Raw genomic sequence first — 21,806 nt, 5'->3', positions numbered from 1 at the left:
GCGGCAGTCCCCTTAGCCCTTGATGGTCACGCCGCGCAGACGGATCAGACCGTCCGGGTAGGCCACGAAACCCTGCACCTTCTTCGTGAGCACATACGGCCACGGCTGCACGTACAGATAGAGGATCGGGTCTTCGTCGGACAGGATCTTGTTCGCGGCGTCATACAACGGCTTGCGCTCGGCGACGGTAGACTTCACGCGTGCGTCGTTCAGCAGCTTGTCGACCTCGGCGTTACAGTACTGGCCGTAGTTCAGATTGCCCTTGCACGAGACGAACTGATGCAGGTTGCCGTCCGGATCGACACGTCCCGACCAGCCGTTGTAGAGCACGTCGAAGTCGCCACGGTGCGCGGCGTCGAGTGCCGCCGCGTAGTCCATCGGGCGCAGCTTGAGCGTAATGCCCGCTTCCGCGAGCATCGCCTGCAACATCTGCGCCATCTGGTTGGAGACGGTGCTGTTGCCGAAGCTCAACGTCACGTTGACCTTCTCGAAACCGGCCGACTTCAGCAGCGCTTTCGCCTTCGCAACATCGCGCTTCGTGGTTTTGATCGACGTGTCGTAATACTGCCCCGTGCGCGGTAATGCCTGATTGGCGGGGGTGAAGATGCCACCGCCGATCACCTGATTGATGGCGTCGCGGTCGATGGCCAGATCGAATGCCTGACGCACGCGCTTGTCACGCAGGGCCTTGTTCGCATTCGGTGCGACGTTGAACGTCAGGCCGTAGTAGCCGAGGCCGTCCATCGAGATGAAGGTGAGGTTCGCGTCGCGCTTGACCGACTTCACGTCGGACGGCGAGAGACGCTCTAGCATGTCGAGCGAGCCCGAACGCACGTTTGCAAGACGCACCGTCGTGTCCGGAATCGGCAGGAAGATGACCTTCTGGATGGGGTACTTGTCAGCTTCCCAGAAGCCCGGGAATTTCTCCAGCACCACGCGATCGTTCTGCACACGCTGCACGAACTTGTACGGGCCGGAACACACCGGCTTCGATTGCACGCTCGCATCGTCGGCAAGCGTCTTGGGCGCGAGCATCATCCCCGCGCGGTCGGACAGCGTGGCGAGCAGCGCCGAATCCGGGGCCTTGAGCACGATGTTCACGGTCGAGTCGTCCACCACGTCGACATGGTCGATGGACGACAGCTCGCTCTTGCGGTTGCTTGCCTGCATCGTGCGCGCACGGTCGAGGTTGGCCTTCACGGCGGCGGCGTTGAACGGCTCGTCGTCGTGGAACTTCACGCCCTTGCGCAGTCTGAACGTCCACGTCTTGCCGTCGGCACTCACATTCCATGCGGTGGCCAGCATCGGCACGAACTTCAGATCGGTGCTGATATCGACCAGCGAGCTGCACAGCGAGCGCAGCACCATGCGATCGACGACCTGCGAACTGCGCGCAGGATCGAGCGAACCGATGTCTTCCTGCAAGCCAATCCGGATAGTCGATTGCGCCATGGCCGAAGCCGCGCCGGTCGTGAGAGCCGCCGCCAATACAAGATCGAGCAGAACGTTGCGCATGCGTGTGATCCCTTGTCTGTGTGATGGTGTCGTGAAGGTGTTCTTAAGCACTCGTGCGGGCCGCGATCGCATCGGCCTGCGACTGTCGCGCCCGGTACAGCGCGAGCCGCTCGCCCAGCTTCTCGCTCGGTGCCGCCGCCCGTGCCGGGCTTGCTCCGGCGTTCTGAATCTCACGCCAGAAGTGGCAGGCGACCTGTCGGCCGTCCGGCAGCACTTCGTCGACCGGCTTCTGCTCCCGACATGCCGCGCGCGCATGCGGGCAGCGCGGGTGGAAGCGGCACCCCGGCGGCGGCGCGGTCGGGCTGGGCAGTTCGCCCCCCAGCGGTGCGCGCTCACGTCGCAGATGCGGACGGCTCGCCGGAATCGCCTGAAGCAGCGCCTGTGTATAGGGGTGCAGCGGGTTGTCGAAGAGCGCATCGGCGCTCGCCAGCTCGACGATCTCGCCGAGATACATCACCGCCACCCGGTCGCTCATGTGGCGAATCACCGCCAGATCGTGCGCGACCATGATGAGCGTGAGGCCGAAGTCATGCTTGAGCCGTTCGAGCAGGTTGATGACCTGCGCTTGCACGGAGACGTCGAGCGCCGAAACCGGTTCGTCGCCGATGATCACGCGCGGCTCACCAGCCAGTGCGCGTGCGATGCCGATGCGCTGGCGTTGTCCGCCGGAAAACTCATGCGGGAAGCGTTGCGCGTAGTCCGGTTGCAGGCCGACGGTGCGCAGCAGTTCGGCGACACGCTCGTCGCGAGCGCGTCCGTGGGCGAGGCCGTGCAACGCAATCGGCTCACCGATCAGTCCGCCCACGGTCATGCTCGGATTGAGCGACGCGAACGGGTCCTGGAAGATGATCTGAAGTTCGCGCCGCAGACGCCGCATCGCGCCCGCCCCCAGTGTCATGATGTCTTCGCCCTGATAGCGCACTTCGCCGCGTGTCGCGTCGAGCAGTCGCAGCAGCAGACGTCCCAGCGTGGATTTTCCGCAGCCCGATTCGCCGACGATGGCGAACGTCTCGCCCGCCTGCACGGCGAACGACACGCCGTTGACGGCATACACCGTGGGGGCGCGTGAAAAGCCGAGGCGATGGCCGCCGAAGTGCTTGGTCAGATCGCGGGCTTCGAGCAGCGGGGACATTGTCGATGGTGCGTTCATGCCACGGCCTCCTCACGCAAAGACGGCGGCGGGGTAAGCGACTCGACCGGCGCGAGCCAGCACGCCACGCGGTGCGCGCCGGACAATGTCCGCTCGGGCGGTGCCTCACGGGTGCAACGCGCCTCGGCGAACGGGCAACGCGGCGCAAAGCGGCATCCGGCAGGCATGCGCTCCGGCGAGGGCACGGCGCCGCGAATCGTCGCCAGCGTGCCTTCGCGTTTGCCAATGGACGGGATCGCGCCCATCAGCCCGATGGTGTAAGGGTGCTGCGGATCGTCGAATATCTCGCTCACGGTGCCGTACTCGACGATGCGCCCGGCGTACATCACGGCCACGTCGTCCGCGACTTCGGCGACCACACCCAGATCGTGCGTGATGAGCACGACGGCGGTGCCGGTTTCGCGTTGCAACGTCTGAATGAGCGTGAGCACCTGCGCCTGAATCGTGACGTCGAGCGCGGTCGTCGGCTCGTCGGCGATAAGCAGCGCGGGCCGGTTGGCGAGCGCCATCGCGATCATCACGCGCTGGCGCATACCGCCGGAGAGTTCGTGCGGATAGTTGTCGAGCCGGGTTTCGGGCGCGGGAATGCGCACGAGCTTGAGCATGTCGAGCGCTTCGGCACGCGCGGCGCGCCGGTCCAGCCCGCGATGTCGCCGAATGCCCTCCTCGATCTGATGGCCGATCGTGAACGACGGATTGAGCGACGTCATCGGCTCCTGAAAGATCATCGCCAGACGATTGCCGCGCAGGTCCGCGAAGTCGCGTTCGTCCAGCGCCAGCAGGTCGCGACCTTCGAAGACGGCGCGTCCGGCCACAAGGTTCGCCGGCGGGCTGGGTAACAAGCCCATAAGGGCCAGCGACGTCACGCTCTTGCCGCATCCCGATTCGCCGACGATGCACAGCGTCTTGCCGGGGTGCACGGCGAAAGAGACGCCATCGATCAGATTCGGCGCGTCGGGTGCCTTGGAGAATTTCAGCGACAGTCCGGTGACATCAAGCACCGGCCCAGCATCTGCGGGCATGGTCATGGGGCGCGTTGTGTGGGTCGGCCACCCGCTCATGCGGGATGTGCATGACACGATTATGTCTTCCCCGCACGCAAAGGAAATATTAATATTTCTTTTTCATGCTTAAGTTATTTTTACTTCCCAAATGCTCACCCTGCGCATGTTGAAGACGTTTCGTCTGGTGGCCCAAACCGGCTCGTTTGCGGCGGCGGCCGAGCGCGCCGCATTGACGCAGGCGGCCGTCAGTTTGCAGATGCGCGGGCTGGAGGACGCCGTCGGTCAGCGGCTGTTCGACCGGCGCGGGCGGCAGATCACGCTCACGCGTCAGGGACGCGACCTGTTTCCCCGCGTCGAGCAGATTCTGGCGCTCACGGCCGAGCTGACCACCTCGCCCATCGATGCGATGCAGGGCCCCGTGACCATCGGCGCGGTGGTGTCGGTCATCGGCGCGCTCTCGCTCGTGGTCGCCGAACTGAAGACCGCGCATCCGCAGCTCGATGTGCGGCTGACGTCCGCCCGCTCGGACGAATTGACCGATCTTGTCGAACAGGGAGAAGTGGACATCGCCGCCGTGGTCGCACGCGCGGACGACGCCCGCGCCGACGGACTGGTGTGGACGCCGCTCTACACCGAGCCGATGGTGATGGTCGTCAATCGCGACATCGCGCAAACCGATCCGCAGCAGATTCTCGATGCACACGCGTTCCTGCGGTTCGACCGTCGCGTGCGAACCGGTCTCGTCGTCGAGCAGGCGTTGCGCGCCGCAAGACTCAGCGTGACCGAGTATCTGGAGCTGAACTCCATCGAGACAATCGTCGCGCTCGTGCGCAAGAACGTCGGCGTATCGGTATTGCCGTTGCTGCATCGAGGCGATTGGCACGCTGACCCGCTGCTGCGCATTGTCCCCATCGCCGAGCCGCCACTGCTTCGCACCGTCGGCATGATTCATCGCGAACACGATTCGCGCACGCACAACATTACCGCTGCGATTGCGGGCATGCTGTACGACGTTTGAACCAGCTTGAACGGGTTTGACACGCACGAACAAGTCGCGCAAATGACAACGGCGCGAACTTTGTCGCGCCGTTGGCGGGAAACAACGTGAAATGAAATTGTTGAGCGGCGTTCAGTCTTTCGTTTCAAGTGCTTTGTTGATGCGCAGTGCGAGCAGCGTGCAGACCGTGCCGGAGAGCAGATAGCCGCTCACGGCGATCAGGCCGAACTCTGCCGACAATCCGAGTGCGACGAGCGGTGCGAACGCCGCGCCCAGCAGCCACGCAAAGTCCGTCGTGAGCGCCGCCCCGGTGTAGCGAAAGCGCTGCTCGAAGTTGGACGTCACCGTACCGGCCGCCTGACCGTACGACAGCCCGAGCAGGCCGAAGCCCACCAGAATGAAGATGTCCTGCCCCACCGAACTGCCGCCCATCAGGAACGGCGCAAACAGGGCGAAGACGCCGATGAAGATCGCGAAAAGACCCAATGTCGTGCGTCGGCCAATGCGGTCGGCAATGCGTCCGGAAATCACCGTGCAGATGATTGCGATCACCGCGCCGAAGAGCTGCACGATCAGCACGCTGTTCAGATCCTGCGTGTTTTGCAGCGAAATCCACGACAGCGGGAACACCGTCACCAGGTGGAAGAGCGCATAACTTGCCAGCGCCGCGAACGCGCCGAGGAAGATGTTGTAGCCCTGCGAGCGCACCATCTCCCGCGTGCTGATCGGCTCCAGTTGCCCCTCTTCGAGCATGGCCGTGTATTCGTTCGTCACGACCAGACGCAGCCGCGCGAACAGCGCCACCACGTTCACAGCGAACGCGACGTAGAACGGATAACGCCAGCCCCAGGTGAGGAAGTCGTCCGGATCGAGGCTCCAGTGCAGAAACAGGAACAGCGACGCCGCGATGATGAATCCGATCGGCGCGCCCAGTTGCCCCATCATCGAATACCAGCCGCGCCGCTGCGGCGGGGCGTTCATCGCCAGCAGCGACGGCAAGCCGTCCCACGAGCCGCCGAAGCCGATGCCCTGTACCAGACGGAAGAAAGCGAGCAGCCAGATGGCCTTGTCGCCGATCACCGCATGCCCCGGCAGAAAGGCCATGCCCGCCGTTGCCGTACCGAGCACGAACAGCGCCGCCGTGAGCTTGACGCTGCGTCCCCAGCGACGCTGCACGTTCATGAAGAGCGTGGTGCCGAACGGGCGCGAGATAAAGGCGAAGGAGAAGATCGTGAACGAGTACAGCAGCCCGTGAAGGCCGTCCGCAAACGGGAAGAAAACGTGTGGAAAGACGAGAACGGCAGCGATGCCGAACACAAAGAAGTCGAAGTACTCGGAGGCGCGTCCAACAACCACGCCGACCGCGATTTCCTCAGGCGCGATACGGGATTTACTCCCGTGATCGTGCGCTGTCGGCGCGCCGGGTGCCCCCGGTTGCGTCGGCGATTGATGAGCACTGCTTGACATTATCGGACCCCCTCGCGGATCGGGATGACGATGACACTCGTGCCAGAAAAGCATCGCAGGTATCTCGAATTGCCGCTATAGGGTTTACCCTAAATTGATGCATCAGAAAGTGCGGTCCATGATGGGTACGGTCTAAGGCTACGGTTCCATCAATCGCAGCATGACTTCCCCCAAGTTCCTCCGCGGGGTACTTTTACTCCCCGCCTTCGCGCTGCTGTCCGGCTGCAATACCGTATTGATGTCGCCTTCGGGGGATCTCGCGGTAAGGCAGCGGGACATCATCATCGTTTCCACCGTTCTGATGTTGCTGATCATCGTGCCGGTGATCGTGCTGACATTGCTGTTCGCCTGGCGATACCGGGCATCGAACAAGAACGCCGTCTACACCCCCGAGTGGGATCACTCCACGCTGCTCGAACTGCTGATCTGGGCAGCTCCCCTGCTGATCATCATTGCGCTGGGGGCCCTCACCTGGGTCAGCACCCACAAGCTCGATCCATACCGTCCGCTTGAGCGCATCGACGCAAAACGGGAGATTCCGCCCGACACGCGTCCGCTTACGGTGCAGGTCGTGGCGATGGACTGGAAGTGGCTGTTCTTCTATCCCGACCAGGGCATTGCGACCGTGAACGAACTGGCCGCGCCGGTCGACCGTCCGATCCGCTTCGAAATCACGTCGACCACGATGATGAATTCGTTCTTCGTGCCAGCGCTCGCCGGTCAGATCTACGCGATGCCGGGCATGGAGACGAAGTTGCACGCGGTCATCAACAAGCCCGGCGTGTACGACGGCTTCTCCGCGAACTACAGCGGCGCGGGCTTCTCCGGCATGCGCTTCAAGTTCCACGGCATGACGGCGGACGAGTTCGACGCGTGGGTGAAACAGGTCAAGACGAAGGGCGAAAACCTGTCGCGCGACAAGTACGAGGCGCTCGCGAAACCGAGCGAGTGGGTGCCGGTGAAGTATTACGCCGACGTAGCACCCGACCTCTACGACGCGATTCTGAACCGTTGTGTTCAGCAGGGGCAGACCTGCCTGAAGGACATGATGGATCAACCGAATCACGCGCACGCCAGCCGGGCCGGTTCGCGCAAGACCGATGCGTTGCTCGCCGACGCGATGTGTACCGCACAGAACACCGTGCAGTTCGCCGCCGACGCGCAACGTGCCCCGGGGACTGCGCTCGCGCAGTGACTTCGTGAAGCCGTTTCGCGACGACCCACCCGTGACGCGCACTGCGCCTAACCGTCGACAATGATGCGCCTCGCGCGCGAATGATCCCAGGTTCGAGCTTATGGACATCGTCAAGCTGATCTTCGGTCGCCTCACGCTAGAGGCGATCCCGTACCACGAACCGATCCTCCTCGCGACCTTTGCGGGGGTGGCGATCGGCGGCGTCGTGGTACTGGGCGCCATCACCTACTTCAAGCTATGGGGCTACCTGTGGCGAGAGTGGTTCACGAGCATCGATCACAAGAAGATCGGCATCATGTACGTGATCCTCGGCATCATCATGTTGCTGCGCGGCTTCGCCGATGCCGCGATGATGCGCCTGCAACAGGCGGTCTCGTTCGGCGACAACATGGGCTATCTGCCGCCACACCACTACGATCAGATCTTCACCGCGCACGGCGTGATCATGATCTTCTTCGTGGCGATGCCGCTCGTGACCGGTCTCATGAACTTCGTGGTGCCGCTCCAGATCGGCGCGCGCGACGTGGCCTTCCCGTTCCTCAATAATTTCAGCTTCTGGATGACGACCAGCGGCGCGGTGCTCGTGATGATGTCGCTTTTCGTCGGCGAATTCGCACGTACCGGCTGGCTCGCGTATCCACCGCTCTCGGGCGTGCTGCAAAGCCCTGACGTGGGCGTCGACTACTACATATGGGCCTTGCAGATCGCAGGCGTCGGCACGTTGCTCTCAGGGATCAACCTGCTCGTGACCATCGTGAAGATGCGCGCACCGGGCATGACGATGATGCGCATGCCGGTGTTCACGTGGACGTCGCTGTGCACCAACGTGCTGATCGTGGCCGCCTTCCCGGTGCTCACCGCCGTGCTCGCCCTGCTCGCCCTCGACCGTTACGCCGGGACCAACTTCTTCACGAACGATCTCGGCGGCAACGCCATGATGTACGTGAACCTGATCTGGATCTGGGGCCACCCCGAGGTCTACATTCTCGTGCTGCCGGTGTTCGGTGTGTTCTCGGAAGTGGTGGCGACGTTCTCGGGCAAGCGACTGTTCGGTTATGCGTCGATGGTCTACGCCACTGTCGTGATTACGGTGCTGTCGTACCTCGTGTGGCTGCACCACTTCTTTACGATGGGCTCGGGCGCGAGTGTGAACTCGTTCTTCGGGATCACGACGATGATCATCTCGATACCCACGGGGGCCAAGATCTTCAACTGGCTCTTCACGATGTATCGCGGACGCATCCACTTCGAAGTGCCCATGCTCTGGACCATCGGCTTCATGGTGACCTTCGTGATCGGCGGCATGACCGGCGTGCTGCTCGCGGTACCGCCTGCGGACTTCTCGCTGCATAACGGCCTGTTCCTGATTGCCCACTTCCACAACGTGATCATCGGTGGGGTCGTGTTCGGCGTGTTCGCCGCCATCAGCTACTGGTTCCCGAAAGCCTTCGGCTACAAGCTCGACCCGTTCTGGGGCAAGTGCTCGTTCTGGTTCTGGTTCATCGGCTTCTACGTGGCGTTCATGCCGCTCTATCTGCTCGGCCTGATGGGCGTGACGCGACGCGTGAGCCACTTCGACGATATGTCGTTGCAGATCTGGTTCCAGGTCGCCGCCGTGGGTGCGCTGCTCATCGCCATCGGTATCGCCTGCTTCATCATCCAGTTGGTGGTGAGCTACATGCGTCGCGATCAACTGCGCGACGAGACGGGCGATCCGTGGGGCGGACGCACGCTGGAATGGTCGACGTCGTCGCCGCCGCCGGTCTACAACTTCGCCTTCACGCCGCTCATTCACGACAACGACGCCTGGTGGCAGATGAAGCAGCACGGCTTCAAGCGCCCGATGGACGGCTTCATCCCGATCCACATGCCGAAGAACACCGGCGCAGGCATCATCCTCGCCGGGCTGGCGACGGTGTGCGGCTTCGGGCTGATCTGGCATATGTGGCTGGTGGTGATCGTGGCCTTCGTCGCACTGATCGCGACGGCCATCGGACACACGTTCAACTATCACCGCGACTACTACATCCCGGCCGATCAGGTCGAACACACGGAGGCAGCGCGCACGCGACTGCTCGCCCAGAATGTCTGACACGACCGCACCGTTCCCTGCCGGTGGCGTGCCGCTCGGCGGCGGCGCCCACGCCCCTTACCCGCCGCGCGAGGGCGACCTGAAGTTCATGATGTCGACGGACTACCACCCGCCGGGTGGTACGTTGCTCGGCTTCTGGATTTATCTGATGAGCGACTGCCTCGTCTTCGCCTGTCTGTTCGCGGCGTATGGCGTGCTCGGTCGCAACTACGCGGGCGGGCCGACCGGCGCGGAGCTGTTCGAACTGCCGCTCGTAGCGGTCAACACCACGTTCCTGCTGCTCTCGTCGATCACCTACGGCTTTGCGATGCTGGAGATGCAACGGCGCCGCCAGAGCGCTGTGACCGGCTGGCTGATCGTGACGGGGCTGCTCGGCGCCGCGTTCCTTTCGCTCGAACTGTACGAGTTCGCCACGCTGATTCATGAAGGTGCCGGACCGTGGCGCAGCGCGTTCCTGTCGTCGTTCTTCACGCTGGTGGGCACGCACGGGCTGCACGTCACGTTCGGCATCATCTGGCTCATTACGCTGCTGGTGCAGATCGGCAAGCACGGCCTGACCGCACCGAACCGTCGGCGGCTGATGTGCCTGTCGATGTTCTGGCACTTTCTGGACGTCGTGTGGATCGGCGTCTTCACGTTCGTCTATCTGATGGGAGTGCTGCCGTGAGCACCCACGACTCGACTTTGCACGATGCCCACGGGCACGACCCTCACGATCATGAAGACGATCATGGGAACGAGGGGCCGCACAGCACGCTGCGCGGCTATACGACCGGTTTCATTCTGTCGGTGGTGCTCACCGCGATTCCGTTCTGGTTCGTGATGGGCGGCGTGTTCGAGAAATCGAGCACGACCGCGATCATGATCCTGTTCCTCGCGGCGATTCAGATCGTGGTGCACATGATCTACTTCCTGCACATGAACGCGAAGTCCGAGGGCGGCTGGAACATGCTGTCGCTGATCTTCACGATCGTGCTGGTCGTCATCACGCTCTCGGGCTCGCTGTGGGTGATGTATCACCTGAACCAAAACATGATGCCGGGTATGATGCAGGATACGAAAAACCTCCCTTGAACGGCATTTCCCTTGAGTAGCGATCGACTTCACGATTCGGGGGACGCACAGCGTCCCCCGCGCGCTTCTGGCGCCCCCTCCCGCACATCTCCCCTTCGCGTGGTGATTCTCGGCGTCATCACGCTGGTGCTGATTTCCCTTTTTGTCTCGCTCGGCACGTGGCAGCTGCAACGCCGCGCGTGGAAACTCGATCTGATCGAACGCGTGAATTCGCGCGTGCACGCGCCCCCGTCGGCGGCGCCCGCGCGCGCGCAATGGGCTGACGTCAGCGCCGAGAAGGACGAGTATCGTCACGTCTGGCTGACCGGCACCTACCAGTTCGACAAAGACACGCTCGTGCAGGCCGTCACCGATCTGGGCGGCGGCTACTGGGTGCTCACGCCGCTGCGCACGGCAGATGGTGGCGAAGTATTGGTCAATCGAGGCTTCGTGCCGCCGGGCTGGAAAGAGTCGGTGCCGTCCGCCCCGGCGGGCGAAGTCACGGTGACGGGATTGCTGCGCATGCCCGAGCCGGTCGGCGGCTTCCTGCGCAAGAACGCTCCGGCGGAGAACCTCTGGTATTCGCGGGACGTGGTGGCGATTGCGGCGGCGCGCGGTCTCAATGCGTCCGACGTGGCCCCGTATTTCGTGGACGCCGACGGCAAACCCGGCGCGAATGCGGGTGCCGGTGCAAACGCCATCACCAACGACGCCGAAGCCATGACCAGCAAGGTTCAGTCGCAAGATCGCGACTATCCCGTGGGCGGCCTGACCGTGGTGCAGTTCCCGAACAACCACATGAGCTATCTGCTGACGTGGTACGCACTCGCCATCATGTCGGCCGTCGCAGGCTGGTTCGTCATTCGGCTCGAACTTCGCAAGCGCGGCGAGCAGACGAAATAAGCGTCGCAATGCACGTCGCAATACACGTCGCAATCTCCGGCAGCCGCGCATCGTCGAGCGCGGCGTAGCCGAGCACCAGACCCGGGGGCACCGTCTGCGCCCGGGCGAACTCCCCCAGTCCTTCCACGAACACGCCTTGCGCGCGCAACGCCGCGACGAGCGCCGCCTCGTCCACCTGCGACGGCAGCCACAGCACACAATGAAAGCCCGCGTGGTCGCCGGTGATGCGACAAGGTGTCGTCATCCTCGCGCGTAACGTTTCCAGCAGCAGATTGCGACGTCTGAGATACACGCTGCGCGAGGCGCGCAAATGCCGCGCGAAATCGCCCCCATCGATATAGCTCGCGAGCGCCATCTGTTCGATGAGGCTGTTCGAGCGTCCCGATGCCGAGCGCTGCCCCGCGATTCGCGCAAGCAATGCTGGCGGTGCCAGCAAATAACCGATACGCAGAGACGGAAACAGCGACTTGTTGAAGCTGCTGCAATGGATCACGCGCGCCTGCGTGTCGATGGCCTTGAGCGCAGGTAAAGGCGCGCTCCCGTAGCTGAACTCGCTGTCGTAGTCGTCTTCGACAATCCAGACGTCGCGCGCACTCGCCCACTCCAGCAGTTGCATGCGGCGATTGATCGACATCGTGGTGCCGAGCGGTGCCTGATGCGCAGGCGTCACGTAGGCGATGCCGGGACGCCCCGCCCCCGCATGGTCGGCGGCCTCCACGACAAAGCCCTCGTCGTCGACAGGCACGCTCACGCAACGCTGCGACGGCGCGCGCACCAGCGTCGACAGATTCTTGTAGCCGGGGTCTTCGAGATAGAACGATGTGGTGTCGTCCGCCAGGACTTCCGTGACGAGATCGATGGCATGGCGAATACCGGTCGTCACCACGATTTCGTCGGCTTCGCAGGCGATGCCCCGCGTCATGCGCACATAGCGAGCGATGCTTTCGCGCAGCGGCAAATAGCCGCGCGGGTCCGTGTCGGCCAACAATTCGGGGGTGACGGCCCGCAACGCACGGTTCATATGCTTGCGCCAGACGGGTAGCGAGAACAACGCGGCGTCGGGCGACCGGCCGGTTTTCGACGCAAGCGATGCAGCGCTCTCGGGCAGCGGTTGCGTTGACGCTGCGGTTTGACCGGATGCCGCCGATGTCGCCACCGCCCCGGAGAAGTCCGCGATCACTTCCGTGCCCGCGCCAACGCGACTCGCCACATAGCCTTCGAGCGTCAGTTGCTCGAACGCCAGCTCGACGATGCCGCGCGACACCTCCCAGCGCTCCGCCAGCGTGCGCGTGGACGGCAGACGATCACCGCGTCGCAACTCGCCCGCGACGATGCGCTCGCGCACGCAACGGTAGACCCATGCCTGACGCGTCTCCTTCTCGTGGCGAGCGGAAAGCGGCAATTCCAATGGCTGGCTGAGATGGCGTCGGCGCATGAGGCGGCTGCACAAAGGGATGGAAGCGCGGTGTCACATCGGATGCGGGCCTTTCACGACGGTCGAATCATCGATCCATTGCAAAGTGGCCCAACCCATCCTGCGACAAATGGCGCTTCGAATTATACAAGTTAGGCCTTATCCTAAACACCATGACGTCTGTTCCGCAGGTTGCAACGCGACTGGCGTTCCCCCCAAATCAGAGTAAACAGTGGAGAAATTTGATGGAGTTGACGGAGTTAGTCCGGCGCGAAGCGGTCGGAACCAAGTACAGCGTCGAAGCGATGCAACGTGCACAGGCGCTGACCTGGGAGGCCACCGAGAAAATCGCCGCCATGATCAAGCCCGGCATGCGCGAGTCGGAAGCCATCGCCGCGAGCAAGACGCTGCTCGGCACGCTCGGCATGGACCGCATCTGGCACCCGGTGCTGATTCGCTTCGGTGAAAACACGTTGCGCACGTTCAGCGAGCGCAGCGATAACGACCCGGTGCTCGGCGACGACGACATCTATTTCATCGACATCGGCGTGGTGTTCGGCGCGCACGAAGGTGATTGCGGGTTCACACGCACGACCGGCAGCGATCCCGAGATGCAGCGTTGCGCGGACGACGCCAAGCGTCTGTTCGACATCGTCCATCAGCATTGGCGCGCCGAGGGGGTCAACGGTCAGGCTCTGTACGAATTCGCGAAGGCACAGGCCGAGGCGATGGGCTGGGTGCTCAATCTCGACATCAAGGGCCATCGCGTGAGCGACTTCCCGCATGCCATCTACAAGGGCGGCAAGCTCGGCGATTTCGAAGGTACGCCCAATGGCGGCTTGTGGATTCTCGAGATCCAGATCGCGCATCCGACGCGTGCGTTCGGTGCTTTCTACGAAGACCTGCTGATCTGACCGGAAGCGTTGACGCGAGCACCGCCGGGGTCGCTCGCGTCATTCGTCTCGCATCAAAACTCAACACGCAGTTCAATCCAGCTCAACACGGCGATATCTGCCTGTTATCTGTGCAAGTCGGGCTCGCCTCCCGACTTCGGTTCGCTAATACACGGGTCACATGACAGCGTGGTGATCGCGCAACAATAACGAGTGGATTCCGAACTTTTCGCGTCGTTTCGCTTCGTGATCCCCTCCGTTTCGACGGATAAACCCCCATCGATATCTGACCCTATATCGACCTAAGTTCGCGTCGCGCAAGGCCGGTGAAGGCGCGCGTGCGATTTCGCGAATTGTCCAGAGCCACCCGAAGTCGCGTTGTGGCCCGTCGCCCGGACTTTTGGCGCATCTTTCCCCAATTACCCGTTTTGCGTTAACGTTCGATGGTCGACGGGATTGTTCACACACGTCGCAACGTCGGCGTCGTAATGTCGGCGTCGTAATGTCGGCGTCGTAATGTCGGTATAGGCAGCGGAGACATCACCCCGCAACCGTGTCGCCCCCCGAGGCGCATGGGCGAGGGCGAGCTGCCCGTCGTGTGTCCGTCGCTAGCGCAGTTGAAGCTACCTCCATCTCGCTCACCATAAGAACCACAGAAAGACGATGAAAAACCCAACCTTCACTAAAGCGCTCTTAGCCACAGCTCTGAGCTGCGCGCTGTTCAACGTTCACGCGGCATCGCAGGCACCGGTCGGCGCGCAGAACGGCATGGTCGTGACGGCCCAGCACCTCGCGTCGAAAGTCGGCGTGGACGTGCTCAAGGCCGGCGGCAATGCCGTCGACGCCGCGGTTGCGGTCGGTTACGCACTCGCCGTGGTGTACCCGGCAGCGGGCAACATCGGCGGCGGCGGCTTCATGACGATCCAGCTCGCCGACGGCCGCAAGACCTTCCTCGACTTCCGTGAAAAGGCCCCGCTCGCTGCGACGGCCAACATGTACCTCGACAAGGACGGCAACGTCATCAAGGGCGCTTCGACGACCGGCTATCTGGCCGTCGGCGTACCGGGCAGCGTGTCCGGCATGGAATACGCACGCGAGAAGTACGGCACGAAGACGCGTCAGCAACTGCTCGCACCGGCCATCACGCTCGCCGACAAGGGTTTCGTACTCGATCAGGGCGACGTCGACATGCTGTGGACGTCCACCAAGGACTTCGAGAAAGACCACGCCAACTCGGGCGCGATCTTCCTGAACAAGGGCCAGCCGTTCCAGCCGGGCGAACGCCTCGTGCAGAAGGACCTCGCCCGTACGCTCAAGCTGATCAGTGCCAAGGGCACCGATGGCTTCTACAAGGGTGAAGTTGCCGACAAGCTGGTGGCGTCGATGAAGGCGGGCGGCGGCATCATCACGCAGGCCGACCTCGATCAGTACAAGACGCGCGAACTGGCCCCGGTCGAGTGCGACTATCGCGGCTATCACGTGGTGTCGGCCCCGCCCCCGAGCTCGGGCGGCGTGGTGATCTGCGAGATCATGAACATTCTCGAAGGCTACCCGATGAAGGAGCTGGGCTATCACTCGGCTCAGGGCGTGCACTACACCATCGAAGCCATGCGTCACGCGTATGTCGACCGCAACAGCTATCTGGGCGACCCGGACTTCGTGAAGAACCCGATCGCACAGTTGCTCGACAAGAACTACGCCGCGAAGATTCGTGCTGCGATCAACCCGCAAAAGGCTGGCATCTCGCAGGAGATCAAGCCGGGTGTGCCGCCGCATGAAGGCAGCAACACGACGCACTACTCCATCATCGACAAGGACGGCAACGCCGTATCCGTCACCTACACGCTCAACGACTGGTTCGGCGCGAAGGTCATGGCCAACGGCACGGGCGTGCTGCTCAACGACGAAATGGACGACTTCACCTCGAAGGTGGGCGTGCCGAACATGTACGGTCTGATTCAGGGTGAGGCGAACGCCATCGGCCCGGGCCGTCGTCCGCTGTCGTCGATGAGCCCGACCATCGTCACGAAGGACGGCAAGCCGGTGATGGTCGTCGGCACGCCGGGTGGCAGCCGCATCATCACGGCTACGCTGCTGACGATGCTTAACGTGATCGACTACGGCATGACGTTGCAGGAAGCCGTCGACGCGCCGCGTTTCCACCAGCAATGGATGCCGGAAGCGACCAACATCGAAGCGTTCGCGCTGAGCCCGGACACGCAGAAGATCCTGGAAAGCTGGGGCCAGAAGTTTGCAGGCCCGCAACCGGCTAACCACATTGCGGCGATTCTCGTCGGCGCACCGTCGCTCGGCGGTAAGCCGGTCGGCAAGAACCGCTTCTACGGTTCGAACGATCCGCGTCGCAACACGGGTCTTGCACTCGGGTATTGATGAGAGTTGAACGGATTCGGCGTTGCGCCGGGTCCGGGTAGCGAATGAAAAGAGGCCGCAGATTTGCGGCCTCTTTTTTGTCGGATGCTGTCCGTCTTCGCTCCTCAGCGGCGATGATCCACGCGACGCGCGAGACGTTCCCCCGCGAACTGCACCAGCGTCACGAGCGCCACGAGAATCACGATCACGTTGAACATCACACTCGTCTCGTAACGCTCATAGCCGTACCGCACGGCGAGGTCGCCAAGACCGCCTGCCCCGACCGCGCCCGCCATTGCCGATGCGCCGACCATCGCAATCACCGTCACCGTCGCACCGCCGAGAATCGCGGGCAACGCTTCGGGCAATAGCACGTGACGCACAATATGCCAGCGACGGCAGCCCATCGCGCGCGCCGCTTCGATCAGTCCCGGGTCGATCTCGCGCAAGCCGACTTGCGTCACTCGTGCGAAGAACGGAATCAGATGGACTGCGAGCGGCACCACGGCGGCCCACGTGCCCATCGTCGTGCCGACGATCCAGCGCGTGACCGGCAACAACGCCACCAGCAGAATGATGAACGGCACCGCGCGGAACAGATTCACCACGATCGACAACGCGCGGTTGAAGCGCGGACGTGGGACCAGCCCGCCCGGTGCTGTGATCACCAGCACAATGGCGATCAGCATGCCCACCGCAAAGACGATAGCGCACGCGCTCGTGACCATTAGCAACGTTTCGCCGAAGGCGCGCAGATATTTGTCGAGCATAACGATTCCGGAGGAATTAGACGGCCTGGACCTGATGGCGCTGCGCACTTTGCGCGAGACGTCCCTGCCAGGCGTGTTGCAACGGGCGTAGCAGCGCGCGCGTTGCCTCGGCCAGCGGGTTCGCGAAGACTTCGTCGACCGGACCGAGTTCGGTGATGCGTCCCTGATCGAGCACCAGTACACGGTCGCAGGCCTGATGGATCACGCCCATGTCGTGCGTGATGAGGACCACCGTCAGACCGAATTCGCGCTGCACGTCGCGCAACAACGAGAGAATCGAATCGGTCGTCTCGGGATCGAGTGCGGACGTCGCTTCGTCGCACAGCAGAATTTCGGGGCGATGTACCAGCGCACGCGCGATCCCCACGCGCTGCTTTTGTCCGCCGGAGAGCATGGCGGGATACGCATCGGCTTTGCCCGACAGTCCCACGAGCGCAAGCAGCTCATTCACGCGCGGCGCGATTTGCGTTTTCGGCATGCCTGCCACACGCAGCGGCAGCGCCACGTTTTCGAAGACGGTCTTCGCCGACAACAAGTTGAAGTGCTGGAAGATCATGCCGACGCGCCGACGCAAACCGACCAGCGCCGCTTCGTCGAGCGACGCCACGTCGACGCCATCTACCTTCACGTGCCCCGTACTCGGCAACTCCAGCGCGTTGATCGTGCGCAGCAGCGTGGACTTGCCAGCGCCGCTGCGTCCGATGATGCCGAAGCTCTCGCCACGATGCACGGCGAAGGTGATGTCCTGCAACGCCGCGCTCGACGCCCCGGTGTAAATCTTGCCGAGTCCGTCGAAGGTGATGTGTGCGACTTCGCGCGCCGCCGCCGTGGGTAAGCGGGTCACCGTGGTCGTTGGCGCAGTGGCGGTGTGCCGGGTTGTCATCGACGGGGTCCTCGCAAATGTAAATGGTGAATGGGCGATCAGAACGCCGGGACGACCGAGCCCTGATACTTTGTCTCGATGAACTTGCGCACTTCCTCCGACTGATAGGCCTTCACGAGGGGCGCGACCCACGGCGCGTTCTTATCCTTCTCGCGTACGGCAATGATGTTGACGTAAGGATTGTTCTCGCGCTTCTCGACCGCGATGCCATCGCGCGTGGCGATCAGCCCCGCCTGATACGCGAAGCTGTTGACGATGGCTGACGCGTCGACGTCCGGTAGCGAGCGCGCCAGCACGACCGATGCGCTTTCGATGAACTGAAGCTTGCGCGGGTTGGCGGTGACGTCCGAGAGCGTGGCCGTGCCGGTGTACGGGTCGAAGCCGTCGCGCAGTTTGATGAGACCGTGATCGCGCAGGATCACGAGCGCACGGGTCTGGTTGCTCGGATCGTTCGGCAGGCCGATCTTCGCGCCTTCGGGCAGCGATTCGAGCGATTTTTACTTCTTCGAATAGAACGCGATGGGCGAGATCAGTGTGTCGCCGACCGACACAAGCTTGTAACCGCGTTGCTTGATCTGATCGCGCAGGAAAGGAATGTGCTGGAAGGAATTGGCGTCGAGATCGCCGTTGTTCAGCGCTTCGTTCGGACTGGCCGTGCCGCTCACCACCACGGATTCGACGTTCAGGCCACGCGATTTCGCGACCTTCGTGACCACTTCCCAAATCTCTTCGTCGACACCGCCGCGCACACCGACCTTGAGCGGTTTGTCGGCCGCAAAGGCGCTCGCCGAGCCCAACGTACCGAGCGAGCCGATGGCCAGTGCGAGCAAGAGACTGCCGAGCAGACGAAACAGTTGGCGGCGTTGCATGACGTGTTCCCCTTGATTTAGGTATGGGTGATGCCGATTCAGGCGAACGCTCAGTCTAGGAAGTGGGGGCAATCAGCGTCCAATAACCAATTGCGCAAAGCTAAGTTGCCGACGGGCGCAGAGCATTCGTACGCCGAAGGTTCTGCACTTGTAACTTTTTGTAATACATCGCCGAAAAACTCAGGAACTCCTCTTGTGACCGGCGTCCAACTGGTTTCCCCGTGGATTGCGTCTTGCTCTCTCGTGTGACGGTTGCCGTCGCGCGTGGGGCGCATTTTTGTTCGACGCACATCGCTTTCTCGTCCCTTCTCTCTACGGAATCGCGCGAAGATGTCTGCCCTGTGGTGCCCGCTGCTCAGCCCGTCCCTGCCCCGCCTTTACCGTATGCCGCCACGCGCGATTGCCATTGCGCGCCTCGTGCTGTTCGGCGTCATTCTGCTCATCGCGGGACTGCCGGTCAGCGACGCGCTCGCTGCCAATGCGCATCAGACGAGCAGCGGCAAGCGCCGACACGATGCCGTCAAGAAGAAGAAAACGGTGGCAAAAAAGGCGAAGGCAGCACCGCAGCGCAAGGCGACGGCAGCGAGCGCGTCGCGCAAGCGTACGGCGGCTCACGCCGCAAAGGGACGCACGAGCCGCACCGCGAAGAAGGCGACGCCGCCGCGTCGCGCCAAGATGACGAAGTCCACGGCGAAGCGATCGCCGACGGTCGCGCGACGCAAGGCCGTGCCGAAGGCTGCTGTGGCCGCAGGAGCTGCGACGCCCCCCGGAGGAACGGCGGCGGCATCAGCCCAAGTGAGCACTGACGCTAAACCCCGGCTGCTCGCCCGTTGCGGCTTCACGTCGGCATCGCGCAAACGACTGTTCTCGAAGGCGGTGTACATCGTCGACGAGAACACGCACACGCCGCTGTTTGCCATGAATGCGGATCAGGTGCGCCCCATCGCGTCGCTCTCGAAGCTGATGACGGCGGTCGTCTGGCTCGACAGCGGCCCGGCCATGCGCGCGCCGCTCACCGTCACGAATGCGGATCTCGACACGCTGAAGTTCACACATTCGCGTCTGGCCGTGGGCTCGACGCTCTCGCGCGCCAACATGCTGCACATCTCGCTGATGGCCTCCGAGAACCGTGCGGCCGCTGCGCTGAGTCGTGACTATCCGGGCGGGCGGCCCGCTTTTATCTCGGCAATGAACGCCAAGGCGCGCTTGCTCAACATGCCGAACACACGCTTCGAAAACTCCACGGGACTCTCGCCGCGCAATGTGTCGACGGCGCGTGAACTGGCGCGGTTGGTACGCGCGTCGAACGGCTATCCGCTGATTCGTCGCTACTCGATCGATCATCAGCAGTTAGTGCCCACTGGCAAAGGACAACTGCAATACGTCAATACGAACCGGCTGGTGCGTTACGGCAAGGTGCACGCCAGCGTGCAGAAGACGGGCTTCATCAACGAGTCGGGGCACAACATGGTGATGCGGGTGATGGTGCACAAGACGCGTCCCGTGATCGTGACGATGCTTGGTAGCGACACCCCCGAAGGGTCACGCCTCGATGGCGTTCGCATCGCGCATTGGTTGTCGTGCTCGTTGCGTTGAACTCACGCCGAGGGACAAAGAAAAACGCGCGCTCACGAGTGGGTGAGCGCGCGCTTCGGTGACGATGAATGCCGGGGTCGGTTAGTGCTTTCGTGCGTGCCAGCGTCCCCAGATCGCCGTGGCGAAGAGCAGGAACGCGCCCGCGCCGATCACGGCGTCGAACCCATGATTGAACGCGGTGTTGGAGAGCATCGTCAGCGCATCGGCGGCCACCGGCGGTAAGTGCTCGGCGACGATCTGCGCTTCGTCGAGGCTGTCGCGCACGGTGTCCGGAAGCGTCGCGACTTGCGGCACATCCATCGAACGGCCGTAGACGAACGTCAGCAGGCTACCCATGAAGGTCACGCCCAACGCGCCGCCGAGTTCGTACGAGACCTCCTCGACCGACGCTGCCATCCCGGCGCGCTCGGGCGGTGCGCTCTGCATGATGGTGCTCGACGCCGCCGTCATGGTCGCGCCGACGCCAACACCGAGCGTCGCCAGTGCCAGCGCAGACAACACAAGACCCGAATCGCGCAGCATCAGGTAGCCCGCCATGCCCACGGCCGACGTCAGCAACGAGATGAACAACATCTGCGCACTGCCCATGCGGGGGAGCATGCGTCCGGCAATCGGTCCCGCGACGAACGCGGCAATCGATAACGGCATGCCCGCCCATCCGGCTTCCAGCGGCGAGTAGCCCATCGTGAGTTGCAGACGCTGGCTGAACACCAGTTGCATGCCGATCAGAGCCGCCGCAGCCATCAGTGCCGCGGCCACCGCACCGGCGAACACCGGATTACGGAACAACGCGAAATCGAGCAACGGATGCGCGCTGCGCTGCTGGCGTTTGACGAACGCCCACAGAAACGCAACGCCCACGACGACGGCAATGGCGACCGTCGCCCAGTCGGGGGACAGTTTGCCCGCGCTCTTGATCGCGTACGTCACACCGATCAGACCGACCATGAAGAGCAACGAGCCGAACCAGTCCCATGGTTGGGACGAAGTCGCACCGCCCTTCGGAATCAGCCAACAGGCCACAGGCAACGCGATGAGTACGATCGGGACGTTGATCAGGAAGACCGAGCCCCACCAGAAGTGTTCGAGCAGTGCGCCACCCACAATCGGGCCGAACGCCGCACCACCTGACGCGACCGACGCCCAGATACCGATAGCGAGCGCCTGCTCACGAGGATCGGCAAACGTCAGGCGAATCAGCGACAGCGTGGCGGGCATCATCATGGCCGCACCGACCCCAAGGAATCCTCGCGCGACGATCAGGACGTTTGCGCTCGGCGCAAAGGCGGCGGCGAGCGACGCCACACCGAAGACGACCAGACCTGCGAGGAACAATTGCTTGTGGCCAAGACGGTCGCCGAGCGTGCCCATGCCGAGCAACAGGCCCGAGACCACGAGCGCGTAAGCGTTGACGATCCACAGCTTGGCGGAGGCCCTCGCTGCCAGATCGTGGGTCAGACGAGGCAGTGCCGTATAGAGCACCGTCATGTCGATCACGATGAGCAGCAGCACCACCGACACGATGGCCAGTACCAGCCAACGGCGTGCGCCGCTCGCATGAGGTACCGGATGTGTTGAGGTATGCAGACTGGACATCGGAAAAGCTCCTTTCCTTTTTGGTGCGTAACGCCCGTT

General features: G+C 63.0%; 16 protein-coding genes and 2 pseudogenes. 9 read left to right on the top strand and 9 right to left on the bottom strand.

What is annotated here, in order from left to right; genetic code table 11:
• Positions 1–12: 12 nt before the first annotated feature.
• From NTU39_RS06200 to NTU39_RS06190, 3 genes are read right to left on the bottom strand one after another with little or no spacing between them, the layout of a single operon-like run.
• Positions 13–1,515 carry an ABC transporter substrate-binding protein gene (locus NTU39_RS06200; protein WP_257959507.1) on the bottom strand — a complete coding sequence of 501 codons (1,503 nt, stop codon included), beginning with the start codon at positions 1,513–1,515 and terminating at the stop codon, positions 13–15.
• Between the two features lie 43 nt (positions 1,516–1,558).
• Positions 1,559–2,665, bottom strand: a complete 1,107-nt coding sequence (locus tag NTU39_RS06195; RefSeq protein WP_257959506.1) for an ABC transporter ATP-binding protein — start codon at positions 2,663–2,665, stop codon at positions 1,559–1,561.
• On the bottom strand, positions 2,662–3,687 hold the full coding sequence (locus NTU39_RS06190; RefSeq protein WP_257959505.1) for an ABC transporter ATP-binding protein: 1,026 nt from the start codon (positions 3,685–3,687) through the stop codon (positions 2,662–2,664). Before NTU39_RS06190 ends, NTU39_RS06195 begins: the two co-directional genes overlap by 4 nt.
• 130 nt (positions 3,688–3,817) lie before the next feature.
• Between NTU39_RS06190 and NTU39_RS06185 the strand changes: the two genes are divergently transcribed.
• Positions 3,818–4,687, top strand: coding sequence for a LysR substrate-binding domain-containing protein (locus tag NTU39_RS06185; protein WP_257959504.1), 870 nt, complete (start codon positions 3,818–3,820; stop codon positions 4,685–4,687).
• Between the two features lie 111 nt (positions 4,688–4,798).
• Here the strand turns inward: NTU39_RS06185 and NTU39_RS06180 are convergent, their stop codons facing one another.
• The gene (locus NTU39_RS06180) at positions 4,799–6,133 is read right to left on the bottom strand and encodes an MFS transporter (RefSeq protein WP_150665283.1); all 1,335 of its coding nucleotides are present in this window, start codon (positions 6,131–6,133) and stop codon (positions 4,799–4,801) included.
• A gap of 160 nt (positions 6,134–6,293) precedes the next feature.
• Here NTU39_RS06180 and cyoA point away from each other — a divergent pair, with 160 nt between their 5' ends.
• From cyoA to NTU39_RS06155, 5 genes are all read left to right on the top strand, one after another.
• Positions 6,294–7,328 carry a ubiquinol oxidase subunit II gene (gene cyoA, locus NTU39_RS06175; RefSeq protein ID WP_052253061.1) on the top strand — a complete coding sequence of 345 codons (1,035 nt, stop codon included), beginning with the start codon at positions 6,294–6,296 and terminating at the stop codon, positions 7,326–7,328.
• Between the two features lie 100 nt (positions 7,329–7,428).
• Positions 7,429–9,420 carry a cytochrome o ubiquinol oxidase subunit I gene (gene cyoB / locus NTU39_RS06170; protein ID WP_257959503.1) on the top strand — a complete coding sequence of 664 codons (1,992 nt, stop codon included), beginning with the start codon at positions 7,429–7,431 and terminating at the stop codon, positions 9,418–9,420.
• Positions 9,413–10,087, top strand: coding sequence for a cytochrome o ubiquinol oxidase subunit III (gene cyoC, locus NTU39_RS06165; protein WP_150665285.1), 675 nt, complete (start codon positions 9,413–9,415; stop codon positions 10,085–10,087). The genes cyoB and cyoC overlap by 8 nt, the downstream gene beginning before the upstream one ends.
• Positions 10,084–10,494: a cytochrome o ubiquinol oxidase subunit IV gene (gene cyoD / locus NTU39_RS06160; RefSeq protein ID WP_150665286.1), complete on the top strand. Its 411-nt coding sequence runs from the start codon at positions 10,084–10,086 to the stop codon at positions 10,492–10,494. Before cyoC ends, cyoD begins: the two co-directional genes overlap by 4 nt.
• Positions 10,495–10,593: 99 nt before the next feature.
• The gene (locus NTU39_RS06155; RefSeq protein WP_308340647.1) at positions 10,594–11,376 is read left to right on the top strand and encodes an SURF1 family protein; all 783 of its coding nucleotides are present in this window, start codon (positions 10,594–10,596) and stop codon (positions 11,374–11,376) included.
• Here the strand turns inward: NTU39_RS06155 and pdxR are convergent.
• Complete coding sequence (pdxR, locus tag NTU39_RS06150; protein WP_257959502.1) at positions 11,333–12,811, bottom strand: MocR-like pyridoxine biosynthesis transcription factor PdxR; 1,479 nt, start codon at positions 12,809–12,811, stop codon at positions 11,333–11,335. The two genes, NTU39_RS06155 and pdxR, sit on opposite strands and share 44 nt — an antisense overlap.
• A 224-nt stretch (positions 12,812–13,035) precedes the next feature.
• Between pdxR and NTU39_RS06145 the strand changes: the two genes are divergently transcribed.
• The gene (locus NTU39_RS06145) at positions 13,036–13,704 is read left to right on the top strand and encodes a M24 family metallopeptidase (RefSeq protein ID WP_257959501.1); all 669 of its coding nucleotides are present in this window, start codon (positions 13,036–13,038) and stop codon (positions 13,702–13,704) included.
• 747 nt (positions 13,705–14,451) lie between these two features.
• On the top strand, positions 14,452–16,074 hold the full coding sequence (gene ggt / locus NTU39_RS06140; RefSeq protein WP_246184656.1) for a gamma-glutamyltransferase: 1,623 nt from the start codon (positions 14,452–14,454) through the stop codon (positions 16,072–16,074).
• Between the two features lie 104 nt (positions 16,075–16,178).
• Here ggt and NTU39_RS06135 read toward each other — a convergent pair whose 3' ends face one another.
• The 3 genes and pseudogenes from NTU39_RS06135 to NTU39_RS06125 form a co-directional block, all read right to left on the bottom strand.
• Positions 16,179–16,823, bottom strand: coding sequence for a methionine ABC transporter permease (locus tag NTU39_RS06135; RefSeq protein ID WP_257959500.1), 645 nt, complete (start codon positions 16,821–16,823; stop codon positions 16,179–16,181).
• A 52-nt stretch (positions 16,824–16,875) separates the two neighbouring features.
• A pseudogene (locus NTU39_RS06130) lies at positions 16,876–17,706 on the bottom strand (methionine ABC transporter ATP-binding protein); the annotation flags it as partial.
• Between the two features lie 38 nt (positions 17,707–17,744).
• Positions 17,745–18,575: pseudogene (locus tag NTU39_RS06125) on the bottom strand (MetQ/NlpA family ABC transporter substrate-binding protein).
• Positions 18,576–18,905: 330 nt separating this feature from the next.
• Here NTU39_RS06125 and NTU39_RS06120 point away from each other — a divergent pair.
• Entirely contained in the window at positions 18,906–20,171 is a 1,266-nt protein-coding gene (locus NTU39_RS06120) for a serine hydrolase (protein ID WP_257959499.1), read from the top strand.
• A gap of 81 nt (positions 20,172–20,252) precedes the next feature.
• Here the strand turns inward: NTU39_RS06120 and NTU39_RS06115 are convergent, their stop codons facing one another.
• Positions 20,253–21,767 (bottom strand): MFS transporter, encoded by a 1,515-nt coding sequence (locus NTU39_RS06115; protein ID WP_257959498.1) that lies wholly within the window; start codon positions 21,765–21,767, stop codon positions 20,253–20,255.
• Between the last annotated feature and the right edge of the window lie 39 nt (positions 21,768–21,806).

This window comes from Pandoraea commovens (assembly GCF_024704525.1).
In the GTDB taxonomy this organism is placed as follows: Bacteria; Pseudomonadota; Gammaproteobacteria; order Burkholderiales; family Burkholderiaceae; genus Pandoraea; species Pandoraea commovens.
The sequence above is the reverse complement of the archived record's forward strand: the minus strand, read 5'-3'. Positions and strand labels throughout refer to the sequence as shown.

Excerpts from the sequence above, each read along its gene's own strand:
- NTU39_RS06200 (WP_257959507.1), bottom strand. The coding sequence starts at position 1,515 with ATGCGCAACGTTCTGCTCGATCTTGTATTGGCGGCGGCTCTCACGACC.
- NTU39_RS06180 (WP_150665283.1), bottom strand. The coding sequence starts at position 6,133 with ATGTCAAGCAGTGCTCATCAATCGCCGACGCAACCGGGGGCACCCGGC.
- cyoC (WP_150665285.1), top strand. The coding sequence starts at position 9,413 with ATGTCTGACACGACCGCACCGTTCCCTGCCGGTGGCGTGCCGCTCGGC.
- pdxR (WP_257959502.1), bottom strand. The coding sequence starts at position 12,811 with ATGCGCCGACGCCATCTCAGCCAGCCATTGGAATTGCCGCTTTCCGCT.
- NTU39_RS06115 (WP_257959498.1), bottom strand. The coding sequence starts at position 21,767 with ATGTCCAGTCTGCATACCTCAACACATCCGGTACCTCATGCGAGCGGC.
- cyoA (WP_052253061.1), top strand. The coding sequence starts at position 6,294 with ATGACTTCCCCCAAGTTCCTCCGCGGGGTACTTTTACTCCCCGCCTTC.
- NTU39_RS06135 (WP_257959500.1), bottom strand. The coding sequence starts at position 16,823 with ATGCTCGACAAATATCTGCGCGCCTTCGGCGAAACGTTGCTAATGGTC.
- NTU39_RS06190 (WP_257959505.1), bottom strand. The coding sequence starts at position 3,687 with ATGCCCGCAGATGCTGGGCCGGTGCTTGATGTCACCGGACTGTCGCTG.
- cyoB (WP_257959503.1), top strand. The coding sequence starts at position 7,429 with ATGGACATCGTCAAGCTGATCTTCGGTCGCCTCACGCTAGAGGCGATC.
- NTU39_RS06145 (WP_257959501.1), top strand. The coding sequence starts at position 13,036 with ATGGAGTTGACGGAGTTAGTCCGGCGCGAAGCGGTCGGAACCAAGTAC.
- ggt (WP_246184656.1), top strand. The coding sequence starts at position 14,452 with ATGGTCGTGACGGCCCAGCACCTCGCGTCGAAAGTCGGCGTGGACGTG.
- NTU39_RS06120 (WP_257959499.1), top strand. The coding sequence starts at position 18,906 with ATGTCTGCCCTGTGGTGCCCGCTGCTCAGCCCGTCCCTGCCCCGCCTT.
- NTU39_RS06185 (WP_257959504.1), top strand. The coding sequence starts at position 3,818 with ATGCTCACCCTGCGCATGTTGAAGACGTTTCGTCTGGTGGCCCAAACC.
- NTU39_RS06195 (WP_257959506.1), bottom strand. The coding sequence starts at position 2,665 with ATGAACGCACCATCGACAATGTCCCCGCTGCTCGAAGCCCGCGATCTG.